Origin of the sequence: Pseudomonas laurylsulfatiphila (genome assembly GCF_002934665.1) — a bacterium.
GTDB lineage: Bacteria > Pseudomonadota > Gammaproteobacteria > Pseudomonadales > Pseudomonadaceae > Aquipseudomonas > Aquipseudomonas laurylsulfatiphila.
On record NZ_NIRS01000010.1, the window covers coordinates 18,668 to 42,664 of the forward strand.

Annotated in this window: 23 protein-coding genes and 1 pseudogene; 17 read left to right on the forward strand and 7 right to left on the reverse strand. The window is 62.1% G+C overall.

The window, feature by feature from the left end; all coding sequences use genetic code 11:
* Positions 1–221: 221 nt before the first annotated feature.
* Positions 222–1,151, reverse strand: coding sequence for a transcription regulator VimR (locus CD175_RS29665; RefSeq protein WP_104451459.1), 930 nt, complete (start codon positions 1,149–1,151; stop codon positions 222–224).
* A 125-nt stretch (positions 1,152–1,276) separates the two neighbouring features.
* On the opposite strand from CD175_RS29665, the gene CD175_RS29670 reads away from it, so the two are divergent.
* Positions 1,277–2,290: a zinc-binding alcohol dehydrogenase family protein gene (locus tag CD175_RS29670; RefSeq protein ID WP_104451460.1), complete on the forward strand. Its 1,014-nt coding sequence runs from the start codon at positions 1,277–1,279 to the stop codon at positions 2,288–2,290.
* A 235-nt stretch (positions 2,291–2,525) separates the two neighbouring features.
* Complete coding sequence (locus CD175_RS31390) at positions 2,526–2,699, forward strand: hypothetical protein (protein ID WP_007971850.1); 174 nt, start codon at positions 2,526–2,528, stop codon at positions 2,697–2,699.
* 8 nt (positions 2,700–2,707) lie between these two features.
* Here CD175_RS31390 and CD175_RS29675 read toward each other — a convergent pair whose 3' ends face one another.
* Positions 2,708–3,904: a multidrug effflux MFS transporter gene (locus CD175_RS29675; protein ID WP_104451461.1), complete on the reverse strand. Its 1,197-nt coding sequence runs from the start codon at positions 3,902–3,904 to the stop codon at positions 2,708–2,710.
* Between the two features lie 90 nt (positions 3,905–3,994).
* Positions 3,995–4,192, reverse strand: coding sequence for a cation transporter (locus CD175_RS29680; RefSeq protein ID WP_007996466.1), 198 nt, complete (start codon positions 4,190–4,192; stop codon positions 3,995–3,997).
* A 148-nt stretch (positions 4,193–4,340) separates the two neighbouring features.
* On the opposite strand from CD175_RS29680, the gene CD175_RS29685 reads away from it, so the two are divergent.
* From CD175_RS29685 to cueR, 3 genes are all read left to right on the forward strand, one after another.
* On the forward strand, positions 4,341–4,724 hold the full coding sequence (locus CD175_RS29685; RefSeq protein WP_104451462.1) for a hypothetical protein: 384 nt from the start codon (positions 4,341–4,343) through the stop codon (positions 4,722–4,724).
* A gap of 190 nt (positions 4,725–4,914) precedes the next feature.
* Complete coding sequence (locus CD175_RS29690) at positions 4,915–7,308, forward strand: heavy metal translocating P-type ATPase (RefSeq protein WP_104451463.1); 2,394 nt, start codon at positions 4,915–4,917, stop codon at positions 7,306–7,308.
* Positions 7,305–7,712: a Cu(I)-responsive transcriptional regulator gene (gene cueR / locus CD175_RS29695; RefSeq protein WP_104451464.1), complete on the forward strand. Its 408-nt coding sequence runs from the start codon at positions 7,305–7,307 to the stop codon at positions 7,710–7,712. Before CD175_RS29690 ends, cueR begins: the two co-directional genes overlap by 4 nt.
* 127 nt (positions 7,713–7,839) lie before the next feature.
* Here the strand turns inward: cueR and CD175_RS29700 are convergent, their stop codons facing one another.
* Entirely contained in the window at positions 7,840–8,733 is an 894-nt protein-coding gene (locus CD175_RS29700; RefSeq protein ID WP_007980900.1) for a PA4780 family RIO1-like protein kinase, read from the reverse strand.
* 446 nt (positions 8,734–9,179) lie between these two features.
* Between CD175_RS29700 and CD175_RS32215 the strand changes: the two are divergent.
* A pseudogene (locus tag CD175_RS32215) lies at positions 9,180–10,268 on the forward strand (cache domain-containing protein); the annotation flags it as partial.
* Between the two features lie 129 nt (positions 10,269–10,397).
* Entirely contained in the window at positions 10,398–11,126 is a 729-nt protein-coding gene (locus CD175_RS32220) for a methyl-accepting chemotaxis protein (RefSeq protein WP_371317838.1), read from the forward strand.
* Between the two features lie 84 nt (positions 11,127–11,210).
* Here the strand turns inward: CD175_RS32220 and CD175_RS29710 are convergent, their stop codons facing one another.
* On the reverse strand, positions 11,211–12,488 hold the full coding sequence (locus tag CD175_RS29710; RefSeq protein ID WP_104451466.1) for an acetyl-CoA C-acetyltransferase: 1,278 nt from the start codon (positions 12,486–12,488) through the stop codon (positions 11,211–11,213).
* A 212-nt stretch (positions 12,489–12,700) separates the two neighbouring features.
* On the opposite strand from CD175_RS29710, the gene CD175_RS29715 reads away from it, so the two are divergent.
* Complete coding sequence (locus CD175_RS29715; RefSeq protein WP_104451467.1) at positions 12,701–14,053, forward strand: 3-oxoacyl-ACP reductase; 1,353 nt, start codon at positions 12,701–12,703, stop codon at positions 14,051–14,053.
* A 2-nt stretch (positions 14,054–14,055) separates the two neighbouring features.
* Entirely contained in the window at positions 14,056–14,910 is an 855-nt protein-coding gene (locus CD175_RS29720; RefSeq protein ID WP_104451468.1) for a MaoC family dehydratase, read from the forward strand.
* A gap of 473 nt (positions 14,911–15,383) precedes the next feature.
* On the opposite strand, the gene CD175_RS29730 is transcribed toward CD175_RS29720, so the two are convergent.
* Together CD175_RS29730 and CD175_RS29735 are read right to left on the reverse strand one after the other, a co-directional pair.
* Positions 15,384–15,797: a response regulator gene (locus tag CD175_RS29730; protein ID WP_104451469.1), complete on the reverse strand. Its 414-nt coding sequence runs from the start codon at positions 15,795–15,797 to the stop codon at positions 15,384–15,386.
* Between the two features lie 76 nt (positions 15,798–15,873).
* Positions 15,874–16,071 carry a Flp family type IVb pilin gene (locus CD175_RS29735; protein ID WP_104451470.1) on the reverse strand — a complete coding sequence of 66 codons (198 nt, stop codon included), beginning with the start codon at positions 16,069–16,071 and terminating at the stop codon, positions 15,874–15,876.
* 325 nt (positions 16,072–16,396) lie between these two features.
* Here CD175_RS29735 and cpaB point away from each other — a divergent pair, with 325 nt between their 5' ends.
* Genes cpaB through CD175_RS29775 form a run of 8 tightly spaced genes read left to right on the forward strand, consistent with a single transcriptional unit; the run spans position 16,397 to position 23,900 of the window.
* Positions 16,397–17,344, forward strand: a complete 948-nt coding sequence (gene cpaB, locus CD175_RS29740; protein ID WP_104451471.1) for a Flp pilus assembly protein CpaB — start codon at positions 16,397–16,399, stop codon at positions 17,342–17,344.
* A gap of 21 nt (positions 17,345–17,365) precedes the next feature.
* A complete protein-coding gene (locus CD175_RS29745) occupies positions 17,366–18,628 on the forward strand; it encodes a type II and III secretion system protein family protein (protein ID WP_104451472.1) in 1,263 nt (420 codons plus the stop codon).
* Complete coding sequence (locus CD175_RS29750; protein ID WP_104451473.1) at positions 18,625–19,815, forward strand: CpaE/TadZ family protein; 1,191 nt, start codon at positions 18,625–18,627, stop codon at positions 19,813–19,815. The genes CD175_RS29745 and CD175_RS29750 overlap by 4 nt, the downstream gene beginning before the upstream one ends.
* Positions 19,812–21,092: a TadA family conjugal transfer-associated ATPase gene (locus CD175_RS29755; protein ID WP_104451474.1), complete on the forward strand. Its 1,281-nt coding sequence runs from the start codon at positions 19,812–19,814 to the stop codon at positions 21,090–21,092. Before CD175_RS29750 ends, CD175_RS29755 begins: the two co-directional genes overlap by 4 nt.
* A gap of 9 nt (positions 21,093–21,101) precedes the next feature.
* The gene (locus tag CD175_RS29760; protein ID WP_104451475.1) at positions 21,102–21,986 is read left to right on the forward strand and encodes a type II secretion system F family protein; all 885 of its coding nucleotides are present in this window, start codon (positions 21,102–21,104) and stop codon (positions 21,984–21,986) included.
* A 2-nt stretch (positions 21,987–21,988) separates the two neighbouring features.
* Entirely contained in the window at positions 21,989–22,879 is an 891-nt protein-coding gene (locus tag CD175_RS29765) for a type II secretion system F family protein (RefSeq protein WP_104451476.1), read from the forward strand.
* 10 nt (positions 22,880–22,889) lie between these two features.
* A complete protein-coding gene (locus CD175_RS29770; RefSeq protein WP_104451477.1) occupies positions 22,890–23,603 on the forward strand; it encodes a tetratricopeptide repeat protein in 714 nt (237 codons plus the stop codon).
* Between the two features lie 12 nt (positions 23,604–23,615).
* Complete coding sequence (locus tag CD175_RS29775) at positions 23,616–23,900, forward strand: DUF3613 domain-containing protein (RefSeq protein ID WP_104451478.1); 285 nt, start codon at positions 23,616–23,618, stop codon at positions 23,898–23,900.
* Positions 23,901–23,997 lie beyond the last annotated feature (97 nt).

Consider the following 23,997-nt stretch of genomic DNA (forward strand, 5'->3'; position numbering starts at 1 on the left):
GGCAACGCCTTGCTCACCCGTTAGCGCTGCCTGGCCGATGCCGCGAAGGCCAGAAGGATGACCGTGCTGCCGGGCCGACTCGAACGTGGACCCGCCGTTGGGGGATCGACGCTACTTATATGATGAGGGCGCTAGTATATGCGGGTTGGTCGGCGGATCCTGTCCTCCCCAAGGCATAGGTGGTGATCGTTCCTGAGGGAAATTTCTCTTTTTTTGTGCGACTAATGATCGATATCCGAAAAGCCCGGAAATTGACTGCTCAACAGGGCGCATCGGCTGACAAGCATTTCGCGCAACAGGTTCACCGGCTTACTCAATTGCGCGCGATGGGCGCACAACAGATTCAACGGCGCGCGCTCGCAGAGCAGTTCCGGCATCAGCACCTTCAAGCGACCGGCCAGTACATCGGCGGCGACATCAAGCCAGGATTTGTAGGCGATTCCGGCACCGGCCACGGCCCAAAGGCGAACGACATCGGCATCGTCACTGAAGCGATCGCCGCTGACGGTCAGGCTGACTTCGCGTTTGCCGTCGTGAAAACTCCAGTGATCGTGGACCCTGCTGCCGAGCATGTACAACAGGCAATTGTGCTGAGCCAGTTGCTCCAGATGCCGCGGTTCGCCGTGGCGAGCCAGATAGTCGGGAGCGGCGCACAACACCCGGCGGTTCTGCGGGGCGATGGGCAGCGCCACCAGGCTGGAGTCCTCCGGTTCACCGTAACGCAGGGCAATGTCTACCGGCTGGCGGAACAGGTCGGCGATGCGGTCCCCCAGCAGCAGACGCACGGTCAGTTTCGGATGCTCGCGCTGAAACTGGTCAAGCCAGGGCAACAGCAGATGGCGACCAAAGTCCGACGGCGCCGACAGTTGCAGAACCCCGCTGACCTGGTCCTGACCGCTGGCCAGTAATCGCCGGCCCTCGTCGAGATTGCTCAGGGCCGCGCGGGCGTATTCGAGAAAGCCCTCGCCTTCGGCGGTCAGGCGCAAGCTGCGGGTCGAACGGGCCAATAGACGGGCGCCGAGTTGCCGTTCGATGCGCTTGAGCGCTGCACTGGCCACCGCCGCCGACATGTCCATGCCCCGCGCGGCGGCGGACAGACTGCCCAGGTCCGCCGCCCGGACAAACAACTGCAAGTCATCGAAACGCAGCATCAAGAACACCTATTATCAAAAAAATATTGAAAGAGACTGCTCTTTTAGCCGGTTTTATCTTCAGGAGAAATAGCCAATCATCTCCCCCATCGAATCGCTTCTTTATTAGTGTTCAGGAGTCGTCCATGAAAGCCATTGCCTACTACACCTCGTTACCGATCAGTGATGACAAAGCCCTGCAAGACATCGAGCTGCCGGCGCCGGTTGCCGGCCCTCGCGACTTGCTGGTGGAAGTCAAAGCCATCTCGGTCAACCCGGTGGATACCAAGGTGCGCCAGAACGTCCAGCCCGAAGATGGTGCGGCCAAGGTGCTGGGCTGGGACGTGGCTGGCGTGGTCAAGGCCGTGGGCAGTGAGGTGACGCTGTTCTCGGTCGGCGACAAGGTGTTTTACGCCGGCTCCATCGCCCGTGCGGGCGGCAACAGCGAGTTGCATGTGGTGGATGAACGCATCGTCGGCCACATGCCCAAGACCCTTGGTTTCGCCGAGGCCGCCGCCCTGCCGCTGACCGCGATCACGGCGTGGGAACTGTTGTTCGAACGCCTGCAAGTGCGCGAAGGCAAAACCGACGAAGGTCAGAGCCTGTTGATCGTCGGCGCGGCAGGTGGCGTGGGCTCGATTCTTACGCAGCTGGCTCACCAGCTGACGGCCCTGAAAGTCATCGGCACCGCTTCGCGTGCACAGACCCAAAGCTGGGTGAAGGAGCTGGGTGCCGACCTGGTGATCGACCATGGCCAGCCACTGAGCGAAGCACTCAAGCGGGCCGGTGTGGATCAGGTCACCCACGTCGCCAGCCTGACCCAGACCGACCAGCACCTGGACCAACTGGTCGAGGCATTGGCCCCCCAAGGCAAGCTGGCGCTGATCGATGACCCCAAGTCGCTGGACGTGACCAAGCTCAAGCGCAAGAGCCTGTCACTGCACTGGGAGTTCATGTACACCCGTTCTCTGTTTGAAACCGCTGACATGATCGAGCAGCACAACCTGCTCAATCGCGTCGCCTGGCTGATCGATGCCGGGACACTGAAAACCACGGTGGGCGAACATTTCGGGACGATCAATGCGGCCAATTTGCGCCGTGCCCATGCCCTGCTGGAAAGCGGCAAGGCCAAGGGCAAGATCGTTCTGGAAGGGTTTTGAAACGCTGAAAAAACCCTTTCAGGTTTCATCGTTTCTGCGTTTTTTCGTCTGCGACCTGAGCGTCCCGGTCGCAGACAACCCCTTTGGAGGCCCTCGAAAAGTCGTGTTTTTTTTAGTTACAAACCGTCAGTCCGACAGTTGATCCTTGTCACAATGATGCTCGTATTCAGGACTACAATCGAATCTCCTGCGAGGCAGTCTTTTGCGTAACGTCTTTTACGAGAGGTGATCAGTTGTGAAGATCCTGATAAAAGAATTGGCAAAATCCCAGTGGCAAGTCCGCTTAGACCAGCATGCGGTGACGTTCCGCAGCGAAGCAGAAGCTCGCGCTTTCACGCGTACCCTCGAAGCCCGCATCCAGGCTCCTCACCAGATTCCCATCCTCCACCCGCAGCGTGCTGCCGGCTGATTCCGGCCTCAAACCTGGGCTTGCGCCAGCGCGCGGGCATTTTGCAAGCGCCGGGTGAGCACCGCAGCGCTCACCACCAGAATTCCGCAGAGGCTGATGACCATGGCCATCGGCACGGCGCTGCCATCGTGCAAAATGCCCACCAGGGCGGAGGCGCCGGCCGCCACACTGAACTGCAGGCAACCAAGCAGCGCCGACGCGCTGCCGGCACGTGCGCCCTGCCCGCTCATCGCGCAGGCGGCGGCGTTGGGGCTGATGCAACCGAGGCTGGAAATACAGATGAACAATGGAATCAGCAGCGGCCACAGGTGGGCCGTGTGCAGCGCGCTGACAGCGAGCAGGGTCAGACCGGCCGCGAGATAAACCCAAACCGCGCGCGCCAGCAAGAACGTCGGGCCCCGTTTGGCCAGCAGCCGCGCGTTGACCTGCGCCACCAGAATGAAGCCCGCCGCATTGGTGCCGAACAACCAGCCGAAATGCTCGGCCGGAACGCCGTAGAGCTTGATGATGATGAAAGGTGATCCGGCGATATAGGCAAACATCCCGGCGATGGCGATGCCCCCGGTCAAGGCGTGGCCAAGAAATATCGGGTCGGCCAGCAACCGACCGTACTGGCGCAGCGCGCCCGACAGCGGTTGGCGGGGTATGTGGGCCGGCAAGCTTTCCGGCAATCCCGTGGCCACCGCCAGCCCCGCCAAGGCACTGAACCCGGTCAAGGCCAGGAAAATCGACTGCCAGCCTGTGGTGTTGACCAGCAACCCACCCAGCAATGGCGCGAGGATAGGCGCGAGCCCCATCACCAGCATCAACTGTGAAAAGACTTTCGCCGAGCCCACCGCATCACATTTGTCGCTGACCACCGCCCGGGAAATCACCATGCCCGCGCAGCCACCCAACGCCTGGACGAAACGCGCACCGATCAGCCATTCCAGATTCGGCGCATAGGCGCACGCCACCGAGGCAGCGGTGAACAGACCGACACCGGTGAGCAACGGAATGCGTCGCCCGAAACGATCCGCCACCGGGCCATAGGCCAATTGACCGATGGACAAGCCGAGGAAGTAGGCCGCCAATGTCATCTGGACGTGATTTTCGTCCGTGCCGAAAGCCAGCGCCATGGCCGGGAAGGCCGGCAAGTAGAAATCGATCGCCAGCGGACCGAAAGCGCTCAAGGCGCCGAGAATCAGAATGGTACGGAAGTTCATCAGGCATCCAGTGAGGCAGGAGTCGGCAGCCCGACAGTCTAGCCGCGCATGGACGCCTTGAACATTCCGGTAGCTCGCTAACTATCAAAATCAGGCCAGTTTGACGCCATACCCCTCTTCGCTGATCGCCTCGATCACTTGCTGGGCAGTCAGCGCACTTTCGACACCGACTTCTTTCGCCGCCAGATCGACCCGCACACTGGCTGCCGGGTCCTTGGCCTGCACAGCCTGAGTGATGGCCTTGACGCAGTGGCCACAAGACATGCCTTCAACATTGAACACTTGCATGGGATGACTCCTTTTCCGAGGGTTGAGTCCAGTTTCGAGCTTGCCACCATGGCAAGGTCAAGTTCTGAAGTTAGCTGCCGGGCTGGCAATCGGCGCTACGCTCGGCCAAGCTGCGTCCATCAATGACTCGAACTCAGGAGATTCAGCCATGCGCTGGTCGGTTTTCAGCCTGTTTGGCTTTCTCAGCCTTTTCGCCGCCGTGCCTTCGATCAATGCTGCCGGTCAGGATTATGGCGTGCTGATCATTTCCCGCGAGCGCCTGGAAGTCGCGACCAGCTGCGAGATCGGTGTGTACATCCAGGATCAATTGGCGGCGCGGCTGTTTCAGGAGCAGAGCACCTCGTTCAACCTGCCGCCCGGTATCGTCTCGCTGCGCCTCAAGTTACTCCCGGGCCAGATGCCGGGTTGCAATCCGGGCATGCTCGCGCCGGGGTCGCAGGACATCCAGCTCAAGGCCGGTGATGTACTCAAGTACCGGATCGCGATGACGCAGGAAGGGATGTACCTCAAGCGCGCCGGTCTCGGCTACTGACCCACAACCCTTGTGGGAGCGAGCCTGCTCGCGATGACGGTGGCAAATTCAACATGGATGTGCCTGAAAGACCCCCTTCGCGAGCAGGCTCGCTCCCACATTTAGTCTCTGGTGAGTTTCAGATTGGCACTTGACCTTGCCAGCATGGCAAGGTTGATCCTGTGGTCATCTACTACAGGGAGTGCGACCGATGTCCGAATCCACCACGTTCGATCTGCCGATTGCCGGCATGACCTGCGCCAGTTGCGCCGGGCGTGTCGAGCGCGCCTTGAGCAAAGTCATTGGCGCCAGTGCCGTCAGCGTCAACCTCGCCACTGAACAGGCTCGGGTCCAGGCACCCAGCGACAGCCTGCCGGCCCTGATGGATGCCGTGGCCAAGGCCGGCTACAGCGTGCCGCAGCAGAGCCTGGAACTGAGCATCGACGGCATGACCTGCGCGTCCTGCGTCGGTCGGGTAGAGCGGGCGCTGGGCAAGGTGGCGGGCGTGAAAAGCGTCAGCGTCAACCTGGCCAACGAACGCGCCCACCTTGAACTGCTCGGCCAGGTCGATCCGCAAACCTTGATCGCGGCCGTGACCAAGGCCGGATACGCCGCCAGCGTATGGGAAGCCGAACACCCGCCAACCGACAATCAGCAACAGCGTCTGCATCGAGAACGCCTGGCCTTGATCATGGCCATCACCCTCGCCTTGCCGCTGGTCTTGCCGATGCTGCTGCAACCGTTCGGTGTGCACTGGATGCTCCCGGCCTGGGCGCAATTCGCCTTGGCCACGCCGGTGCAATTCATCTTCGGTTCACGGTTTTACGTCGCGGCCTGGAAAGCCGTACGCGCCGGAGCCGGCAACATGGATTTGCTGGTGGCCCTGGGCACCAGCGCCGGTTATGGCTTGAGTGTGTATGAATGGGCCACCGCCGCCGGGCGCATGCCGCACCTGTATTTCGAAGCCTCGGCGGTGGTGATCGCCCTGGTATTGCTGGGCAAGTACCTGGAAAGCCGCGCCAAGCGCCAGACCGCCAGCGCCATCCGCGCCCTCGAAGCCTTGCGCCCGGAGCGAGCGATTCAGGTGCTCGATGGTCGCGAGCAGGAAGTCGCCATCAGCGCCCTGCGCCTCAATGACCTGGTGATGGTCAAACCCGGTGAGCGCTTCCCGGTCGATGGCGAAGTGATAGAAGGCCAGAGCCACGCCGACGAAGCCCTGATCAGTGGCGAGAGCCTGCCGGTGCCCAAACAGCCCGGCGACAAGGTCACTGGCGGCGCGATCAACGGTGAAGGCCGGTTGCTGGTGCGTACCCAGGCCCTCGGTGCGGAAACCGTACTGGCACGGATCATCCGCCTGGTGGAGGACGCCCAGGCCGCAAAGGCGCCGATCCAGAAACTGGTGGATAAAGTCAGCCAGGTATTCGTACCCACCGTGCTGGTGATTGCCTTGGCGACTTTGATCGGGTGGCTGCTGTATGGCGCGCCGATGGAAACCGCGCTGATCAACGCCGTGGCGGTGCTGGTGATCGCCTGCCCTTGCGCACTGGGCCTGGCCACGCCAACGGCGATCATGGCCGGCACCGGCGTGGCGGCACGCTACGGGATTCTGATCAAGGACGCGGAAGCCCTGGAGCGTGCCCATGAAGTCAGCGCGGTGGTATTCGACAAGACCGGCACCCTGACCTCCGGCGCCCCGCGCATTGCTCATCTGAGTGCCATCGACGGCAATGAAGCGAGCCTGCTGCAACTGGCCGGCGCCCTGCAACGCGGCAGTGAGCATCCGTTGGCCAAGGCTGTTCTGGATGCCTGCGCCGAACGCCACTTGAAGGTGGCCGACGTCAGCGACAGCCAGTCCCTGACCGGCCGCGGCATTGCCGGCACACTGGAGGGTCGTCGCCTGGCCCTGGGTAATCGTCGCCTGCTGGAGGACAGCGGCTTGAACGCCGGATCGTTGGCCGACTCGGCGATCGCGTGGGAACAAGAAGGCCGGACCTTGTCCTGGCTGATCGAACAATCCCCCGAACCGCAGGTGCTGGGCCTGTTCGCCTTCGGTGACACCCTCAAGCCCGGCGCGCTGCAAGCGGTGCAGCAACTGAGCGCACGGAACATCAGCAGCCACCTGCTGACCGGCGACAATCGCGGTAGCGCCAAGGTGGTGGCCGAGGCGCTGGGCATCCAGGACGTGCATGCCGAAGTGTTGCCGGCGGACAAAGCCGCCACCGTCACCGCACTGAAAGAAACCGGCGTGGTGGCCATGGTCGGCGACGGCATTAACGACGCCCCGGCACTGGCCGCCGCCGACATCGGCATCGCCATGGGTGGCGGCACCGACGTCGCCATGCACGCGGCCGGCATCACCCTGATGCGCGGCGATCCGCGACTGGTACCGGCTGCATTGGAGATCAGCCGCAAGACCTACGCCAAAATTCGGCAGAACCTGTTCTGGGCCTTTGTCTATAACCTGATCGGCATCCCGCTGGCGGCGTTTGGCTTCCTCAATCCAGTGCTGGCCGGTGCAGCCATGGCGTTGTCGAGCGTCAGCGTGGTGAGCAATGCGCTACTGTTGAAAACCTGGAAACCCAAGGACCTGGAGGACAACCGATGAACATCGGCCAAGCGGCCCGCCACAGCGGCCTGAGCGCAAAGATGATCCGTTATTACGAATCCATCGGCCTGCTCAAGGCGGCTCATCGCACCGACAGCGGTTATCGGGTGTATGGCGATGATGACCTGCACACGCTGGCGTTCATCAAGCGCTCGCGGGACCTGGGGTTTTCCCTGGAGGAAGTCGGCAAGTTGCTGACCCTCTGGCAAGACCGCCAGCGCGCCAGCGCCGATGTGAAGGCTTTAGCCCGTCAGCATATCGATGAGCTGAACCGGAAGATCCGTGAACTGGGGCAGTTGCGCGATACGCTGCAGGATCTGGTTGAGCACTGCCATGGCGACCATCGGCCGGATTGCCCGATTCTGAAGAACCTGGAATCCGGCTGCTGCGCCCCCTCCCCGTAGGAGCTGCCGCAGGCTGCGATCTCTTGATCTTGCTTCTAAAAAATCAAGATCAAGAGATCGCAGCCTGCGGCAGCTCCTACAGAGGGGCATAAAAAACCCGGCCGAAGCCGGGTTTTTCTTTAGCCGATCACTGCATCCACGGTGGAGGCGGTTCTTCGGTCTTGCCCGGCGGCGCATCGTCCGCCGCGCGTGCCGCTTGCTTACGCTCTTCATCCAGGCGTGCAGCCTCGATTTCGCGCATGATACCGCCCACGTCGGCCAGCTCTTCCGTGTCGGCGAACTCACCGGTCAGGACGCTGGCCGGGTGCAAGGTGCCGGCCTCGTACAAGGCCCACATTTCCTTGGCGTATTTGGTCTTCTTCAATTCCGGCGCAAACCGCCCGAAGTAGGACGCCATGTTGCCCACGTCGCGCTCCAGCATGCTGAATGCGTGGTTGTTGCCCGCCGCATCCACCGCTTGTGGCAGGTCGATGATCACCGGGCCGGTCGGCGTCAGCAGCACGTTGAACTCGGACAGGTCGCCGTGCACCAGACCGGTACACAACATCAGCACGATCTGCGAAATCAGGAACGCGTGATATTCCCGTGCCTGGTCCGGCTCCAGCACCACATCGTTCAGACGCGGCGCGGCATCACCGTATTCGTCGGCCACCAGCTCCATGAGCAGCACGCCTTCGAGGAAGTCGTACGGCTTGGGCACCCGCACGCCGGCATTGGCCAGACGGAACAGTGCCGCCACTTCAGCGTTCTGCCAGGCGTCTTCGGTTTCCTTGCGGCCAAACTTGGAGCCCTTGGCCATCGCCCGGGCCTGACGGCTGTTGCGCACCTTGCGGCCTTCCTGATACTCGGCCGCCTGACGGAAACTGCGTTTATTCGCCTCCTTGTAGACTTTCGCGCAACGTAACTGGTTACCGCAGCGCACCACATAAACAGCTGCTTCTTTACCACTCATGAGTGGGCGCAGCACCTCGTCGACCAGACCGTCCTCGATCAGGGGTTCAATGCGTTTTGGAGTCTTCATCAGCTTTTATTGTGGGTCCTTTATTACCAAACACGCGAAAGTCATTCGTTATACGGCAATCCACTCACGGGGGGGAGGGGTTGCCGACTTATGAACATTGCACAAGCACACAATGTGCCGATTTCAACAGGTAAAACCGACGACCGCCACGGGTCGCTCCGGATCATAGCCGAGCCTGCATCACTTGTTGTGCAAGGACATTGAAGGCAATTGCGACAGAAGCTGACACCACTTCTGAAGCTTTCCGTAGGATTTTTCTCAACAGACCTAAATTTCCTCCAACAACAGCCGAAGTCCTTAGTGACAAAGTGATATGTCCGACAATCGCTGCCACAACAAAAGCGATGCCGCACTCAAGGACCCGGGTTGACCAAGAACGATTACGGCTGCCAATAAACCGCGAGTCATCTGCACTGCGTGGGCCTACAAGAAAATCTGGAGCGCGGATGAACATCAAACAGAAGTTGACCTGGGCGTTTGCAATCATCGCCTGCCTGCCCGTGGTGCTGGTCGCCACCCTCGTTGTGCTGAACCTGCGCAGTGATGCCAGGGACGAATTTATCGACGGCAGTGCCCGAGAGATTCGTCAGGTCAGCAACGCCATGCAATTGTTCTTTGACGGCATCAGCCAGAACGTCGATTACCTGGCCAAGCAGCCGTTGATCCGAAACTCCGACGACAGCCTCAAGACTTACATGGCTGCCAACGCCGAGAGCGTTCCCCAGGGCGAAATGGACAAGAAAGTCTTCACCCTGCTCCAGGACCTGGGCAACAGCCACCCGTCCTACGCCTATGCCATCCTCGGCACGGCGGCGGGCGGCTACGTGTCGTGGCCGGATGATCCGAAACTGAGCAACTACGACCCGCGCCAGCGCCCCTGGTACAAGGCCGCCCAGGCCAAACCGGGCAAGCCGTTCCGCACCGAGGCCTACTACTGGGCCCAGGACGACGCGACCTACGTCAGCACCGTGCGCACCATCGACAACAAGCTGGGCACCAACGGTGGCGTGGTCAGCATCGACGTGACGCTCAAGCAGCTCACCGAAATCGTCAAACAGATCAAGCTCGGCGAAACCGGCTACCTGATGCTGCTGGAAAACACCGGCACGGTCCTGGTGGATCCGAAACAACCGGAACACAACTTCAAACCGCTGAACAGCCTGGGCGAGGGTTACGCGCAACTGGCCAAGGCCGGCAAGGGCCTGGTGGAAGTGGAGTTGAACGGCGAGCGCTACATGGCCAACGTCTGGCCGTCGGAGCAACTGGGCTGGACCTTCATCGGCCTGATCAAACAGAACGACGTGATGAGCTCCGCGACCCAGTTGACCTGGTTGATCGCCATCATCGCCGCCGTCCTGGCCGTCATCTTCGCCATCGTCGGCGCCAGTTTTGCCAGCCTCATCGTGCGTCCGATCCGCAGCGTGGCCAGCGGCCTGGAAGGCATCGCCCAAGGCGAAGGCGACCTGACCCAGAACCTGCAAATCCGTGGCAACGACGAAACCGCGCAGCTGGCCAACTGGTTCAACCAGTTCCTGACCGCGATTCGCAACCTGATCCAGAACATCGGCGGCGCAGCGGGCAAGATCCTCGCCACGTCCAAGAGTTCGACCCAGGTCTCCAGCGACATGGCCGAAGCCGCCGGACGCCAGCGTGAAGCGGTGGACATGGTGTCCACGGCGTTCCACGAAATGGTCGCCACCGCCAACGAAGTTGCGCGCTCTTGCAGCCAGGCGGCGGAATCCGCCGACAGTGGCCAGCGCCAGGCGCGCGAAGGTCAGCAACAGATCGACGCGGCGGTGAACAGCGTGGATCGCCTGAGCCAGGAAATCGAACAGTCGGCCCAGTCGATGCAACAGCTGGAGCGCGACAGCAACGACATTCAGTCGATCCTCGGGACCATCCGTTCGATCGCCGAACAGACCAACCTGCTGGCGCTGAACGCCGCGATCGAAGCGGCCCGGGCCGGTGAACAGGGTCGCGGCTTTGCCGTGGTGGCCGACGAAGTACGGGCCCTGGCCAAGCGCACGGCCGACTCCACGGCGGAAATCGACGGACTGCTGGGCAACTTGGCCAAACGCACCAGCCAGGTGACCCAACAGATGCACGCCAGCCTGGAAGTGTCCCAGCAATCGGTGACGCGCATCGGTGAGGCGCGCAACAGCTTCGGGCAGATTCGCGAGTCGGTGGACGTGATCCGCGACATGAACACCCAGATCGCCACGGCAGCGGAACAACAGCATCAAGTGGCCGAAGACATCAACCGGCACATCAGCCAGATCCATGGCGATGCGCAACTGGTGGCGGAACTGGCCAACTCGGCACGCCTGGATTCCCAGAGCCTGGCCGGGCTGTCGAACGAGCTGGACGGGCTGGTGCGCAGGTTCCGTACCTGAAACTAAAAAGATAAAAGATCGCAGCCTTCGGCAGCTCCTACAGGGTAGGTGTAGGAGCTGCCGAAGGCTGCGATCTTTTTTGCATCAACGCTCAATAATCGCTGTAACCCCCTGCCCGCCCGCCGCGCAAATCGAAATCAGCCCCCGCCCCTTGCCCGCCGCATCCAGCAACTTCGCCAGGTTGGCGACGATGCGCCCACCGGTGGCGGCAAACGGATGCCCCGCCGCCAATGAACTGCCCTTGACGTTGAGCCGACTGCGGTCAATCGAGCCCAACGGCGCATCCAGCCCGAGACGGGTTTTGCAGTACTGCGGATCTTCCCAGGCCTTCAATGTGCACAGCACCTGCGCGGCGAAGGCTTCGTGGATTTCGTAGTAGTCGAAGTCCTGCAGGGTCAGGCCATTGCGCGCGAGCAAGCGTGGCACGGCGTAGACCGGCGCCATCAACAACCCTTCGGCACCGTTGACGAAATCCACCGCCGCCGCCTCGCCGTCACGCCAGTAGGCAAGAATCGGCAACCCTCGCGCCTTCGCCCATTCCTCGCTGCCCAGCAGCACCAGTGACGCCCCGTCGGTCAGCGGCGTGGAGTTGCCCGCCGTCAGGGTGCCCTTGGCGCTTTTCTCGTAGGCCGGCTTGAGTGCGGCGAGCTTTTCCAGGGTCGAATCCGGGCGCAGGTTGTTGTCGCGGGTGAGCCCCAGGAACGGCGTCATCAGGTCGTTGTGCCAGCCTTCGGCGTAGGACGCCGCCAGTTTCTGATGGCTTTCGAGCGCCAATTGATCCTGGGCTTCGCGCGGGATGTTCCAGGTCTGGGCCATCAGCTCGCAATGCTGCCCCATGGACAACCCGGTGCGCGGCTCGCCGTTGCGCGGGAATTCGGGGATCAGATGCTTCGGACGCAATTGCAGGAAGGTTTTCAGTTTGTCGCCGGTGGTTTTCGCGCGGTTGGCTTGCAGGAGGATTTTGCGCAGGCCTTCGCTGACACTGATCGGTGCATCCGAGGTGGTGTCCACGCCACCGGCGATGCCGCAATCGATCTGGCCCAGGGCAATCTTGTTCGCCACCAGCAACGCCGCTTCCAGCCCGGTGCCGCACGCCTGCTGGATGTCATAGGCCGGGGTGGCGGGCGACAACCGCGAGCCGAGTACGCACTCGCGTGTGAGGTTCATGTCCCGCGCCAACTTGAGCACGGCCCCGGCGACCACTTCGCCGATGCGCTGGCCATGCAGGTTGTAACGCTCGATCAGGCCCTCGAGGGCAGCGGTGAGCATTACCTGGTTACTGGCCGTGGCGTAGGGGCCGTTGGAGCGGGCGAAAGGAATCCGGTTACCGCCGATGATCGCGACGCGGCGCAGTTGGGTCATAAGAACTCCTGATGAAAAAGGAAATTGAAACTACCCCTGTAGGAACTGCCGAAGGCTGCGATCTGTTGATCTTGATCTTAAAAGGCAAAGTCAAAAGATCGCAGCCTTCGGCAGCTCCTACAATGACCAAGCGTAGGCCTTATCTCGTGGATCGAACGACTGATCGCCATTCATGGTCCACACTTTGAACCCCAGCTTTCGGAGCGCGTTCCATGTCTGACCGCTATATCGACTTCGCCAATTCGTCCATCGGCCATCGTCTGGTCGGTGCCCTGGGGTTGCCGACACCGACTCGACTGGAGCGCTGGCAGGCAGGCCGGCTGCGGCCCGTGGAAGGTGCGCTGCTGATCGGCGGCGGGCCGTTGGCAGAACACGTCAGCGCCTTCGCCAACCGCCTGACCGACGCGATCTACAGCTACGGCACCGAACCTTCGGTGGCCACGGCCTGGATTCCCGGCCATGGACCGAAACTCAAGGCCGTGGTGTTCGACGGCAGTGACCTGCTGCACACCGATCAGCTCAAGCAACTGCGCGAGTTCTTCCAGCCATTGATGAAGAACCTCGATCACTGTGCGCACCTGGTGATTTTCGGACGCGATCCGCAAACCCTGCGTGACCCGTTCGCCGCCAGTGCGCAGCGTGCCCTGGAAGGTTTCAGCCGTTCCCTGGCCAAGGAATTGCGCAGCGGTGGCACCCTGCAATTGATCTACGTCGGCGAAGGGGCCGAGGCGCAACTGGAAGGCCCGCTGCGGTTTTTCCTCTCGCCCAAAAGCGCCTTCGTGTCCGGGCAGGTCATTCGCCTGGCTCCGTGCTCGACGCCCGTCAGCGACTGGACGCGCCCGCTCGCCGGGCGCAAGGCACTGGTTACCGGCGCAGCACGCGGCATTGGCGCCGCCATCGCCGAAACCCTGGCCCGTGACGGTGCCGACGTCATCCTGCTCGATGTGCCTGCGGCCAAAACCGACCTCGATGCCCTCGCCGCACGCCTCGGCGGGCGCAGCATCAGCCTCGACATCTGCGCCGAAGATGCCGCCGCGCAGTTGATCGAACAATTGCCCGACGGCCTCGACATCGTGGTGCACAACGCCGGCATCACCCGCGATAAAACCCTGGCCAACATGACACCGGACTTCTGGGACGCCGTACTGGCCGTCAACCTCAACGCACCGCAAGTGCTGACCAAAGCCCTGCTCGATAGCGGCGCCCTGCACGACAATGCCCGGGTGATTCTGCTGGCCTCCATCAGCGGCATCGCCGGCAATCGCGGGCAAACCAACTACGCCGCGAGCAAGGCCGGGCTCATTGGCCTGGCGCAAGCCTGGGCGCCGCTGCTCACCGAACGTGGCATCAGCATCAACGCCGTGGCACCGGGATTCATCGAAACACAAATGACCGCGCACATACCCTTCGGCCTGCGCGAAGCCGGACGGCGCATGAGCTCCCTCGGCCAGGGCGGCCTGCCACAGGATGTCGCCGAAGCCGTGGCCTGGCTCGCGCAACCGGGTACCGGCGCATTCACCGGGCAAGCGTTGCGCGTATGCGGGCAAAGCGCTCTGGGGGCTTGAGGATGATCACCGACTGGCACACTCTCAACCGCGAACCCAGCCTCCCGGGGTTGTATGCACGAGCGGCGACACGGCGAAAAATCACCGGCACCACCCTGCCCGATTCGGGTTTGCGCTGCTGGGTCGACGTCGATCCCAAACGCCTGGCGGCCTATCGCAAGGTCTGTGGCTTCGCCGACAACGGCCTGTTGCCGCCGACCTATCCGCATATCCTCGGCTTTGCCTTGCAGATGCAATTGCTCACGACCAGGGACTTCCCGTTCCCGCTGCTGGGCCTGATTCACCTGAGCAATCGAATTCGTCTGCTACGTCCCATGGGCGGGGTGAATCGGGCGCGAGTCAGCGTGCAGGTGCAGAACCTGCAACCCCACGCCAAAGGCGCGACGTTCGATTTACTGACCACCCTCGACGATCAACTGGGGCCGTTGTGGGAGGCACAAAGCCGGATGCTCTGCCGCGGCGTCAAACTCGAGGGCGAACCGCTTGAGGAGAACCTGGTAACGAATCTGGACATGAACGAAGTCGAGCACTGGAAAGCGCCCTCGGACATCGGTCGGCAATACGCCAAGGTGTCCGGCGACTACAATCCGATCCACCTGAGCGCGGCCAGCGCCCGACTCTTCGGCTTCCCGACCGCCATCGCCCATGGCCTGTGGAACAAGGCCCGCACACTGGCGGCACTGGCCGGGCACCTGCCTGTGGCGAACGTCGAGATCGCAGTGCAGTTCAAGAAGCCGGTACGGCTGCCCAGTGAGGTGACGTTGCTCGCCAGCGAGCCGGGGGCGAGCGGGGACTTTCAGTTGGTGGGTGTCGGAGAGCTGGAGCACATGGTCGGGCATTGGCGGCCGGTGGCCTGATAAGGCTGATGTTTGTGGCGAGGGGGCTTGCTCCCGCCGGGCTGTAGATCCAGATATCAGACCGGCCGCTAGGCCGCCTTCGCGAGCAGGCTCGCTCCCACAGAAAAGCAAAGGACGATCGGTGTACCCCCACGCTCTTCACCACTCAACAGGCCGAGCGTTAGCTCGCCTGCAGCTCTTGATCTTGATCCACCCGCCCCCTCGGCAGGCTGAGTGGAGGTGTTCATCCGGGGATGGGCGCGCAGCGCCGTTCGACGCAGTCGAACTCATTGCATGTAGGTCGAAGCGAAGCCGACCGGAGGGCAATGCCCCCGGATGAATACCGCAGCGAAGGAACCCCGAGCCTCAGCGAGGGGCCGTACGTAAGGGGCGAGCGTTTTTTGCTTCCTTTTTTAGGCGCTTGTAAAAAAGGGAGTCGCCGTAAGGGCGAAACCGCCAGCCGCCGTTACCTAAATAACGGATATGTACTCAACTCAACCCTTGACCAAATAAACCTGCGGCAACGGAAACAGATTATTCAACGTCTCCAACAACCGCACGTGATAAATCGGCTTGCGAAAAAGATCCAGCACCTGCAAGCGCAACATATCACTGACATCATCCATGCCCGCATGCCCCGACATCACAATCACCGGCAAATGCTCGCGAGACGTATGCTCGCGCAACCGTCTGATCAACGACATGCCGCTCTCCTCCGGCATGCGCAAATCAGTGATCACCAAAGCGATATCGGGATGCCGGGTCAGATGCTGCAGCGCAAGCTTGACCGAAGTGGCGGTAAAGCAATTGAACCCCTCCCCCTCCAGCAACTCCGCCAACTCAAGCAATGCGTCCTCGTCGTCATCCACCAGAAGCAGCTGTTGGCGTGGCTGTGCGTGAGCGTTCATGAAGTCACACCTGCAAGGGACGAAGCGCTGACGTAAGGGTCCGTCTGAAGCAAAAACAAGTTGCCGATTCCCCCTGTCACAGCGCCCCTGAGATCGTGGTGAACATCGTGGTGACCGCCGTCTTGATCGGTGTCACGAAAGCGGCCAATGCAACCGCCACCATCCCGGCAATCATGGCGTACTCAATGCCCGAGGCCCCCTCGGTATCCCTGGCGAGGTTTTTATAAAAAACGATCCCGGATTTGACCTTCTCAACAAGCTTGGAAAAAGACATGGCATTTCTCCTGGACGACGACGGGTGTTGCACGGACGCAACATGATTCCCCAGTGCCAGCACCAGCATTGTCGGCATTCCCCGGCCCAACAACTGTAAATACGCATTAACACGAAAGTATTAACCGTTTCGTTGACGTCAAAAAAAGGTGAGATCTCATCGCAACATTGCACTTTCGTTAGATATTTCCCCCGCAGTAATGGCATTTCGCTTTACCTGCGCTACGGTCAAATAGCGAAATAGTTCCATGTTCATTGCTGCCTGATTGCGAAGTTGTCTCGTTGGATTTGACGGGGTTTTACGCAGCAGGATAGGGAGAGCCTTCATGAACAGCCGTGTCACTCTGGGCCTCGCCGGATTGTTTCTGGTCGGCGCCGTCATTGCCGGTTACTGGGGGCTCACATTGAGCCGTCAACCGGCCTCCGAAGCCGTTGCCCAACCCACCGTCAGTGCACCGCTCGCCAACGTCCAGACGCCCGTTCCGGCAGAAGACCCTACCCTTCATCCCGTGGTCGTGTTGATCCACGATGTTGCGCCGTATGCGCCGATCACCGCCGCCGATGTCAGCCTGGAAAAACTGCACAGGGTGCCCGCCGGCAGCCTGACCAGCCTCGACCAGGCCATTGGCCGCACACCCTGGCGCGCCCTCAGCGCCGGGAGCTGGCTCAATGATGAAAGCTTCGAAGCCGGCAGCAAGCTGTCACGGATGATCCGCCCTGATGAGCGCGCCCTGGCGGTTGCCGTGGACGAAGTCGTCAATGCCGGCGGGCAACTGACACCCGGCGACTATGTCGACGTGCTGCTGTTCCTGCGCATGGACACCCTCAACCCTCAGCCAACGGCACAACTTGTAGTGCCGGCCTTGCGGGTGCTCGGCGTCGGCGAACAACTGGGCCTGACCAACGACGGCCAGCCTTCCAGCCCGGCACGCAGCAACGAAGAAAAACTCAAGCAGGATCAATTACGCGCCACGGCCCGGACCGTGTTGCTCGCCGTGCCCGAACAATTGGTCAGCCGCCTGATGCTCGCGACCCAGGCCGGCGTATTGCGCCTGGCCGTACGCAGCGCCGATGAAAAACGCCTGGCGCGCTACTGGGCCGGCGAAAGCACCTCGGCTGCCAGCCTGGCCAATGCCAACCGCGAGTTACTGCAATTCAGCCAACTGGCCATGACTGCGCCGCCCCAACCTGTCGCCAGCCACTCTGCAGCCGCGCCGCGCAAGCCGAGCGTGGAAGTCATTCGCGGTAACGAAATCACCCGACAAACCCCCTGATTCGAGCAAGGACGCCTTTCCATGCGCAGACGTTTTACGCCGTTGTTCAAAGGCATGATCTGGGTCGCGTTGCTCGGCGGCCTGCCAGCCAGTGCGGTCTCGGCGGCGGTGGGCAATTGCGCCGCGCTCGGTTCGTTGCCGGCGGCGCTGGAAGTGGGCGAAGGGCTGCAACAGGAACTGCAATCACCGGTGGCCGTCACTCGTGTGGCGGTGGGTGATCCGAAAATTGCCGACGTGCGGGTCAACGGCAATCAGGCCTTGCTGCTCACCGGCATGGCCCCCGGCGCCACCAGCCTGATGGTCTGGACGGCCTGCGCCAGTGCACCGCGCCAGAGCATGATATTTGTCCAGGGTCGAGCCACCGCCGCCATGACCAGCGCCAGCAAGTTGCCCTCCGACAACCCGCTGCTGCCGTCCCAGGTACAGACCGATATCCGCTTCGTCGAAGTCAGCCGCACCAAACTCAAGGAAGCCAGCACCTCGATCTACGGCAAGAACTCGAACTTCCTGTTCGGCTCGCCCGGCACCGTCCCCAACACCGCTGTGACACCCCGGGTATTCCCGCTGCGCAACCTCGATCCACGCATTGCCGTGCCGAGCATTCCGTTGGCCAACGACATGTACAACATCGTCGCCGGCGGCGGTAACTTCCTCGCCATCATCAATGCCATGGAAAGCAGCGGTTTCGCCTACACCCTGGCGCGACCAAGCCTGGTGGCGATCAGCGGACAGAGTGCAAGCTTCCTCGCCGGCGGTGAAATCCCGATTCCGATCCCCAGTGCCAACAGCAACAGCTATTCCATCGAATACAAGGAATTCGGCATCCGCCTGACGCTGACGCCCACCGTAGTCAGCAACGACCAGATCGCCCTCAAGGTCGCCCCCGAAGTCAGCGAACTGGATTACAACAACGCGGTCACCATCGGTGGCACCACGGTGCCGGCCTTCACGATCCGCCGCACCGACACCAGCATCTCCCTGGCCGATGGCGAGAGTTTTGTCATCAGCGGTTTGATCAGCACGCAAAACACTTCGCAGGTGGACAAGTTTCCAGGGCTGGGCGATATCCCGATACTCGGCGCGTTCTTTCGCAGTTCGTCGATCAACCGCGAAGAACGGGAACTGCTGATGATCGTCACGCCGCATCTGGTGCAGCCGCTGGCGGCTAATGCACAACTGCCGTCGCTGCCCGGTGAGCAACTGCGCAACTACGACCCCAACTGGTATCGCCTGTACTTCCTCGAAAACGGCAACTTCGATAAACGCAGCGGGTTATCGCAATGAGCCAGAACCTGAATCAAACCTTCCTCGCCATCACGCGCAACAGCACCGACCTGGAATGGCTGCAAGGTGCTCTCGCGCCCCTGGGCCAGGTGGTCAGCGCCGGTGGCGGCAGCCTCGATGAACTGTTGGCGCTGGTGGACGTGACCTTCGCCAGCCTGGTGTTCATCGGCCTGGACCGTGACCACGTGGTGGCCCAAAGCGCATTGATCGAAGGCGCGCTGGAAGCCAAGCCGATGCTGGCGATCGTCGCGCTGGGCGACGGCATGGACAACCAGTTGGTACTCAATGCCATGCGTGCCGGAGCCCGGGACTTCGTGGCCTATGGGTCGCGCTCCAGTGAAGTCGCGGGGCTGGTGCGGCGCCTGGGCAAACGCCTGCCCGCCGTCACGCCGAGCACACACCTGGGCGGCCTGACCGTGCTGTATGGCGTGCAGAGCAGCGCCGACGGCGCGCTACTGGCCACGCACATGGCGCAAGTGGTGCAAAAAAGCGGTCAGCACACCCTGCTCCTGGACCTCGGTTTACCTCGCGGCGACAGCCTGGCGTTGCTCGGTCTGGAGAGCTCGTTTCATTTCGGCGATGCGCTGCGTCACCTGCGGCGGCTGGACGCGACGCTGATCGACAGTGCCTTCACCAGTTGCGCGGAGGGGTTGCGCATCCTCGCTTACGCTACCGGCGATGAACCGCTGGAGCACACCAGCGCCGCCGAGCTGTACATGCTGCTCAGCGCCCTGCGCCAACACTTCCAGCACATCGTGGTCAACCTCACCGGGCAGCCGGACAGCGAAGCGCTGCGCACCTTCGTCAGCCATTGCGACAAACTGCTGTGGTACACCGATCAGAACGTGCTCGACTGCCGCCGCAACCTGGCGGTGCTCAATCTGTGGCGCGAAAAAGGCATGAAGCTCGATCACGCCAGGTTGCTGGTGGACCGCTACCTGCGCAGCGTCGCCCCGGACTCCGAAACCCTGGGCAAGACGTTTGGCCTGGAGATCATCGCCACCCTCGCCTACAGCCCTGAGGTGCGGCTCAACGCCAAGAACCAGGGCCTGACCTTGTTCGAACTGGCCCCACGCGAAAGCCTCACCCAGAGCCTGCGCGCCCTCGGCGACCGCCTGGCCAAGCGCTCCGAAGGCCTGGTCAAACCCAAGACCGGCTGGTTCAACCGTTTGAGGGGTGCGCAATGAGCAGTGAAAAACTCTTCGGTTCACCCCAGCGCGGCGCGGTCGGCAATACCGACCACGAAGGCCTGAAGCTGGTGCTGCACCGCTACATCATCGACGCCATCGAAGAGTCCGGAAAAAACCTGCTGGAAGGTTCGCGACAGGTGCTGTCGCAGTTCGTGACCGACAAAGTGGCCGAGTACATCGCTCGCTTGCACCTGGCGATTTCCCGCTATGAAATGGAGCGCCTGGCCGAAGAGATCGTCGACGAACTCACCGGCTTCGGCCCGCTGGAAGTGCTGCTGCGCGACACGGCGGTGACCGAGATTCTGGTCAACGGCCCGCACCGGGTATTTGTCGAACGCGATGGCGTGCTGCACCTGAGCGACTTGCGCTTTATCGATTCACACCACGTCGAACGTGTCATGCAACGGATTCTCGCGCCGCTGGGCCGGCGGCTCGACGAATCCTCACCGATGGTCGACGCCCGCCTGCCGGACGGCAGCCGGGTCAACGCCATCATCCCGCCTATCGCCCTCGATGGCCCGTGCCTGTCGATCCGCAAGTTCCGCAAGGACATGCTCAAAAGCTCCGACCTGATGGCGATGCAAACCATCGACCAGGCGATTTTCGAATTCATTCAGGAAGCCGTGGGCAAGCGCTGCAACATCCTGATCAGCGGCGGCACCGGCACCGGCAAGACCACGCTGCTGAACATACTCAGCCAGTTGATCAACCCTCACGAACGCCTGGTCACCATCGAAGACGTCGCCGAACTGCAATTGGGCCACCCTCACGTTGTGCGCCTGGAAACCCGGCCACCGAATGCCGAAGGCCATGGCGAGGTAAAAGCCAGCGACCTGATTCGCAATGCCCTGCGGATGCGCCCGGACCGGATCATCCTCGGCGAAATTCGCGGCGTCGAAGTGGTCGACGTGCTGACCGCCATGAACACCGGCCACGACGGCTCCATGAGTACCGTACACGCCAACAACGCCCAGGATGCGCTGCTGCGCCTGGAGACCCTGGTGGGCCTGACCGGCCGCAGCATCGCCGAGCGCACCCTGCGGCAGATGATCTGCGCGGCGCTCGACGTGGTCATCCAGCTCACGCGCATGCCCGACGGCCGCCGCTGCGTCAGCGAAGTGGTGGAGGTCGTCGGTGTGCGCGACGACGTGTATGTCACCAACACGCTGTTCCGTCTCGACCGCCGCAGCGGTTTCGGTTTCCTGCGCGAGGCGGTCAACCCGGCGGGCGACAAACTGCGCCGGGACTCGGTGCTTTCTCCTTCCGTTTACTGAGGCCACGGCATGCTCAAACCCGCGCTGCTCATCCTCGTTTGCCTGATCTTTCTCGGCCTGTCGCTGCGCCTGCTCTATAACGGTTTACGCCAGAGCGGTACTGAACGGATTCTTGGGCGCCTGAGCCAGGGGCAACCGCAGCGGGTGGTGCAAAAAACGTCGTGGACCGGCCTTGAACGCGCCTTCCTGCGCGCCGGTCTCGGACGCCCCACCGAACGCCTTGGCCAATGGCTGGCGTTCTGGATACTCGGGGTGCTGTCGGGCTTTGCCGTGGGTGGCTGGATTGGCGCATTGCTGTTGCTACTGGTGCCGCCAGCGTTGGTGCGACTGTTCGTCAGTTGGCGATATCAACGGCGTCTGAGTCGCATGATCGAACAGCTGCCGATGCTGCTCGACCATGCCGTGCGCAGCCTGAAGTCAGGGCGGACCCTGGCCGATGCCGTGCTCGGCGCCATCGATGCCACCGAAGACCCGTTGAAAAACGCCATGGGCCGGATTCAACGCAATGTGCAATTGGGGGTCAGCCTGGCGGACGCCGCTTCGGACTTCGCCGAGCTGTACGAGAGAGATGAACTGCGCCTGTTCGCCCTGGGCTTGAAGGTCAACCACCGTTACGGCGGCAATGCCAGTGAGCTGCTGGAAAACCTGATCAAGATGATCCGCGAACGCGAGCAGGCGGCCCGCCAGCTGAAAGCCATGACCGGCGAAACCCGTATCACGGCAGTGGTCCTGGCCCTGTTGCCGGTGACAGTCGCCGGCTACTTCCTGCTGACCAATCCAACCTATCTGCTATCCATGTGGCACGACAGCTCGGGGCAAACTCTGTTGGCGAGTGCCTTCGGTTTGCAGGTGATCGGTTGCCTGGCGCTGTGGCGCATGTTGCGTAGCCTATGAATATGAAGATGCCCTTGCTGGTCAGTGCGCTGCTCCTGCTCGGGGCCGCCCTGTTGCTGTTCAGCGCCGTGCTGGATCAACAGCGACGCAAGCGCCAGGTGGCCCAGCGGCTGGACGGCAAGGCGCCGAGTGATAGCCGCTTCAGTCAACTGCTGCAAGCCCTGGGTGCCAGCCGCCTGGGGCAGCAGTCGATGAAAATGGACAACGAAACCCAGGCCCTGCTCAACCGCCTGGGCTGGCGCAGCGTACGTCAACGCTCGATGTTCGCCGCCTTGCAGGTGGGCGTGCCGGTGCTGGCACTGTCTTTGTGCCTGCTGATCCAGGGACTGTTCTACCCGGAGGTAGCGAATCACTGGATCGCCCCGGTCTTCGCCACCGGCATCGGTTATCTGTTGCCAAAACGCTTGCTGGCCGCCGCTGCACTGCGTCGGCAAAAACAACTGGCCACCGAGATATCGACCTTCATTGCGCTGCTGCGCATCCTCTTCGAATCCGGTATGGCGGTTGAGCAATCCCTGCGCGTGCTGAGCCAGGAGGGCAAGCAGTTGCTGCCAGCGCTGACCCATGAATTGCGCCTGATCCTGACCCGTGTCGATTCCGGTCTGGAATTGGGCGAAGAGTTGAACAAGAGCACCCGCTTACTCTCGGTAGACGAGTTCACCGACACCTGCGTGATCCTTCAACAGTTGATCCATCAGGGCGGTGGCGCGATGAAGTCTTTGCTGATGCTCAAGCAGTTGCTCGATGACCGGCGCCTGACGCGCCTGCAGGAATACATCTCCAAGATGTCCGCGAAAATGTCCGTCGTGATGATGCTGTTTCTCTTCCCGGCGTTGTTGATCGTCCTGGCCGGCCCGGGCTTCACTGCCCTGTCCCGGGCCTTTGCTTCCTAGAGGGAACCTGATGAAAGCATTGATAGCCGGTTTGAGTCTGCTGCTGCTGAGCGGCTGCGCCAGCAACGGCCAGACACCCTGGAGCGCCCTCACCAGCACTACCAGTTGCGGCAAGCTGAGCTCCGATGAGCAGCTGTCGATGAACCTGGCCGATGACATGGCCAGGGACGGCAAACTGCACGCCAGCCTGGCCAACCTGCAAAACCTGCCGGACAACCTCGCCGACGTACGCCTGCGCAAGGCCAAGGTCTATCGGCAGTTGGGGCGCAGCGAAGCCGAGCCGTTGTACCGCAGCCTGCTCGGCACCTGCCTGGCCGCCGAAGCCGAACATGGCCTGGGGCAACTTGCCGCCGCCAGTGGCGATAACGGCCAGGCCCAGGCCCACCTGCAACGGGCCGCACGACTGGCGCCCACCGACGAAAAAATCCGCAACGACCTGGGCGTGGTGTACCTCAATCAGCTGCGGGTCGAAGACGCCAAATTCGAATTCCTCACCGCCATCGAACTCAAGCAAAGCGATCAACTGGCGGCCGTGAATCTGGTGACCCTGCTGCTCTATCAGGACGACTGGAGCCGCGCCGCCGAACTGGTCAGCCGCGTCGGCCTGACCCCGGCCCAGGTCACCGAAGCCCAGGCCCGCGCCGAAAAACTCAAGACTGCGACCCGGCCCGGCCAGAGCATTGCCGCGCAAGTCGCCGCCGTCTCTCCATCGACCCTTCAATAGGGAGCGCACAGGATGAAACCGACCACCCTCTACTGCCTCGGCCTGCTGGCCCTGCCCCTCACCGCCCACGCCATCGACGCCGGCCCGGCCTCGCCGCAACAACAGGAAACCGAAGGCTGGCTGCAACTGCAGGCCCGCAACAAAGTCGCCTCCGACAAACCGCAAACCTCCAGCGCCACCGAGCGCGAACTGGCCATGCAGCGCTGGTTGAAAAGCTTCCAGCATGAGATCCCGCAATTCTGGGACCAGGACGCCGGGGGCAAGGTCTATAGCGGCGGGTCGGGGGGCGGATCGTGATCGCTGGCTGACCACTCATTGTGGCGAGGGGGCTTGCCCCCGTTCGGGTGCAAAGCACCCGCTAAACGGGCCAATGTGGTGAGTCAGAAAAAACGCA

Bases quoted from the DNA above. Each gene is read 5' to 3' on its own strand.
- CD175_RS32220 (WP_371317838.1), top strand. From the start codon at position 10,398: ATGGTGTCCACGGCGTTCCACGAAATGGTCGCCACCGCCAACGAAGTT.
- CD175_RS29680 (WP_007996466.1), bottom strand. From the start codon at position 4,192: ATGCAAGTGTTCAATGTTGAAGGCATGTCTTGTGGCCACTGCGTCAAG.
- CD175_RS29700 (WP_007980900.1), bottom strand. From the start codon at position 8,733: ATGAAGACTCCAAAACGCATTGAACCCCTGATCGAGGACGGTCTGGTC.
- cueR (WP_104451464.1), top strand. From the start codon at position 7,305: ATGAACATCGGCCAAGCGGCCCGCCACAGCGGCCTGAGCGCAAAGATG.
- CD175_RS29770 (WP_104451477.1), top strand. From the start codon at position 22,890: ATGAAAGCATTGATAGCCGGTTTGAGTCTGCTGCTGCTGAGCGGCTGC.
- CD175_RS29760 (WP_104451475.1), top strand. From the start codon at position 21,102: ATGCTCAAACCCGCGCTGCTCATCCTCGTTTGCCTGATCTTTCTCGGC.
- CD175_RS29710 (WP_104451466.1), bottom strand. From the start codon at position 12,488: ATGACCCAACTGCGCCGCGTCGCGATCATCGGCGGTAACCGGATTCCT.
- CD175_RS29765 (WP_104451476.1), top strand. From the start codon at position 21,989: ATGAAGATGCCCTTGCTGGTCAGTGCGCTGCTCCTGCTCGGGGCCGCC.
- CD175_RS29720 (WP_104451468.1), top strand. From the start codon at position 14,056: ATGATCACCGACTGGCACACTCTCAACCGCGAACCCAGCCTCCCGGGG.
- CD175_RS29745 (WP_104451472.1), top strand. From the start codon at position 17,366: ATGCGCAGACGTTTTACGCCGTTGTTCAAAGGCATGATCTGGGTCGCG.
- CD175_RS29685 (WP_104451462.1), top strand. From the start codon at position 4,341: ATGCGCTGGTCGGTTTTCAGCCTGTTTGGCTTTCTCAGCCTTTTCGCC.
- cpaB (WP_104451471.1), top strand. From the start codon at position 16,397: ATGAACAGCCGTGTCACTCTGGGCCTCGCCGGATTGTTTCTGGTCGGC.
- CD175_RS29690 (WP_104451463.1), top strand. From the start codon at position 4,915: ATGTCCGAATCCACCACGTTCGATCTGCCGATTGCCGGCATGACCTGC.
- CD175_RS29775 (WP_104451478.1), top strand. From the start codon at position 23,616: ATGAAACCGACCACCCTCTACTGCCTCGGCCTGCTGGCCCTGCCCCTC.
- CD175_RS29715 (WP_104451467.1), top strand. From the start codon at position 12,701: ATGTCTGACCGCTATATCGACTTCGCCAATTCGTCCATCGGCCATCGT.
- CD175_RS29750 (WP_104451473.1), top strand. From the start codon at position 18,625: ATGAGCCAGAACCTGAATCAAACCTTCCTCGCCATCACGCGCAACAGC.
- CD175_RS29730 (WP_104451469.1), bottom strand. From the start codon at position 15,797: ATGAACGCTCACGCACAGCCACGCCAACAGCTGCTTCTGGTGGATGAC.
- CD175_RS29675 (WP_104451461.1), bottom strand. From the start codon at position 3,904: ATGAACTTCCGTACCATTCTGATTCTCGGCGCCTTGAGCGCTTTCGGT.
- CD175_RS29670 (WP_104451460.1), top strand. From the start codon at position 1,277: ATGAAAGCCATTGCCTACTACACCTCGTTACCGATCAGTGATGACAAA.
- CD175_RS29665 (WP_104451459.1), bottom strand. From the start codon at position 1,151: ATGCTGCGTTTCGATGACTTGCAGTTGTTTGTCCGGGCGGCGGACCTG.
- CD175_RS29735 (WP_104451470.1), bottom strand. From the start codon at position 16,071: ATGTCTTTTTCCAAGCTTGTTGAGAAGGTCAAATCCGGGATCGTTTTT.
- CD175_RS29755 (WP_104451474.1), top strand. From the start codon at position 19,812: ATGAGCAGTGAAAAACTCTTCGGTTCACCCCAGCGCGGCGCGGTCGGC.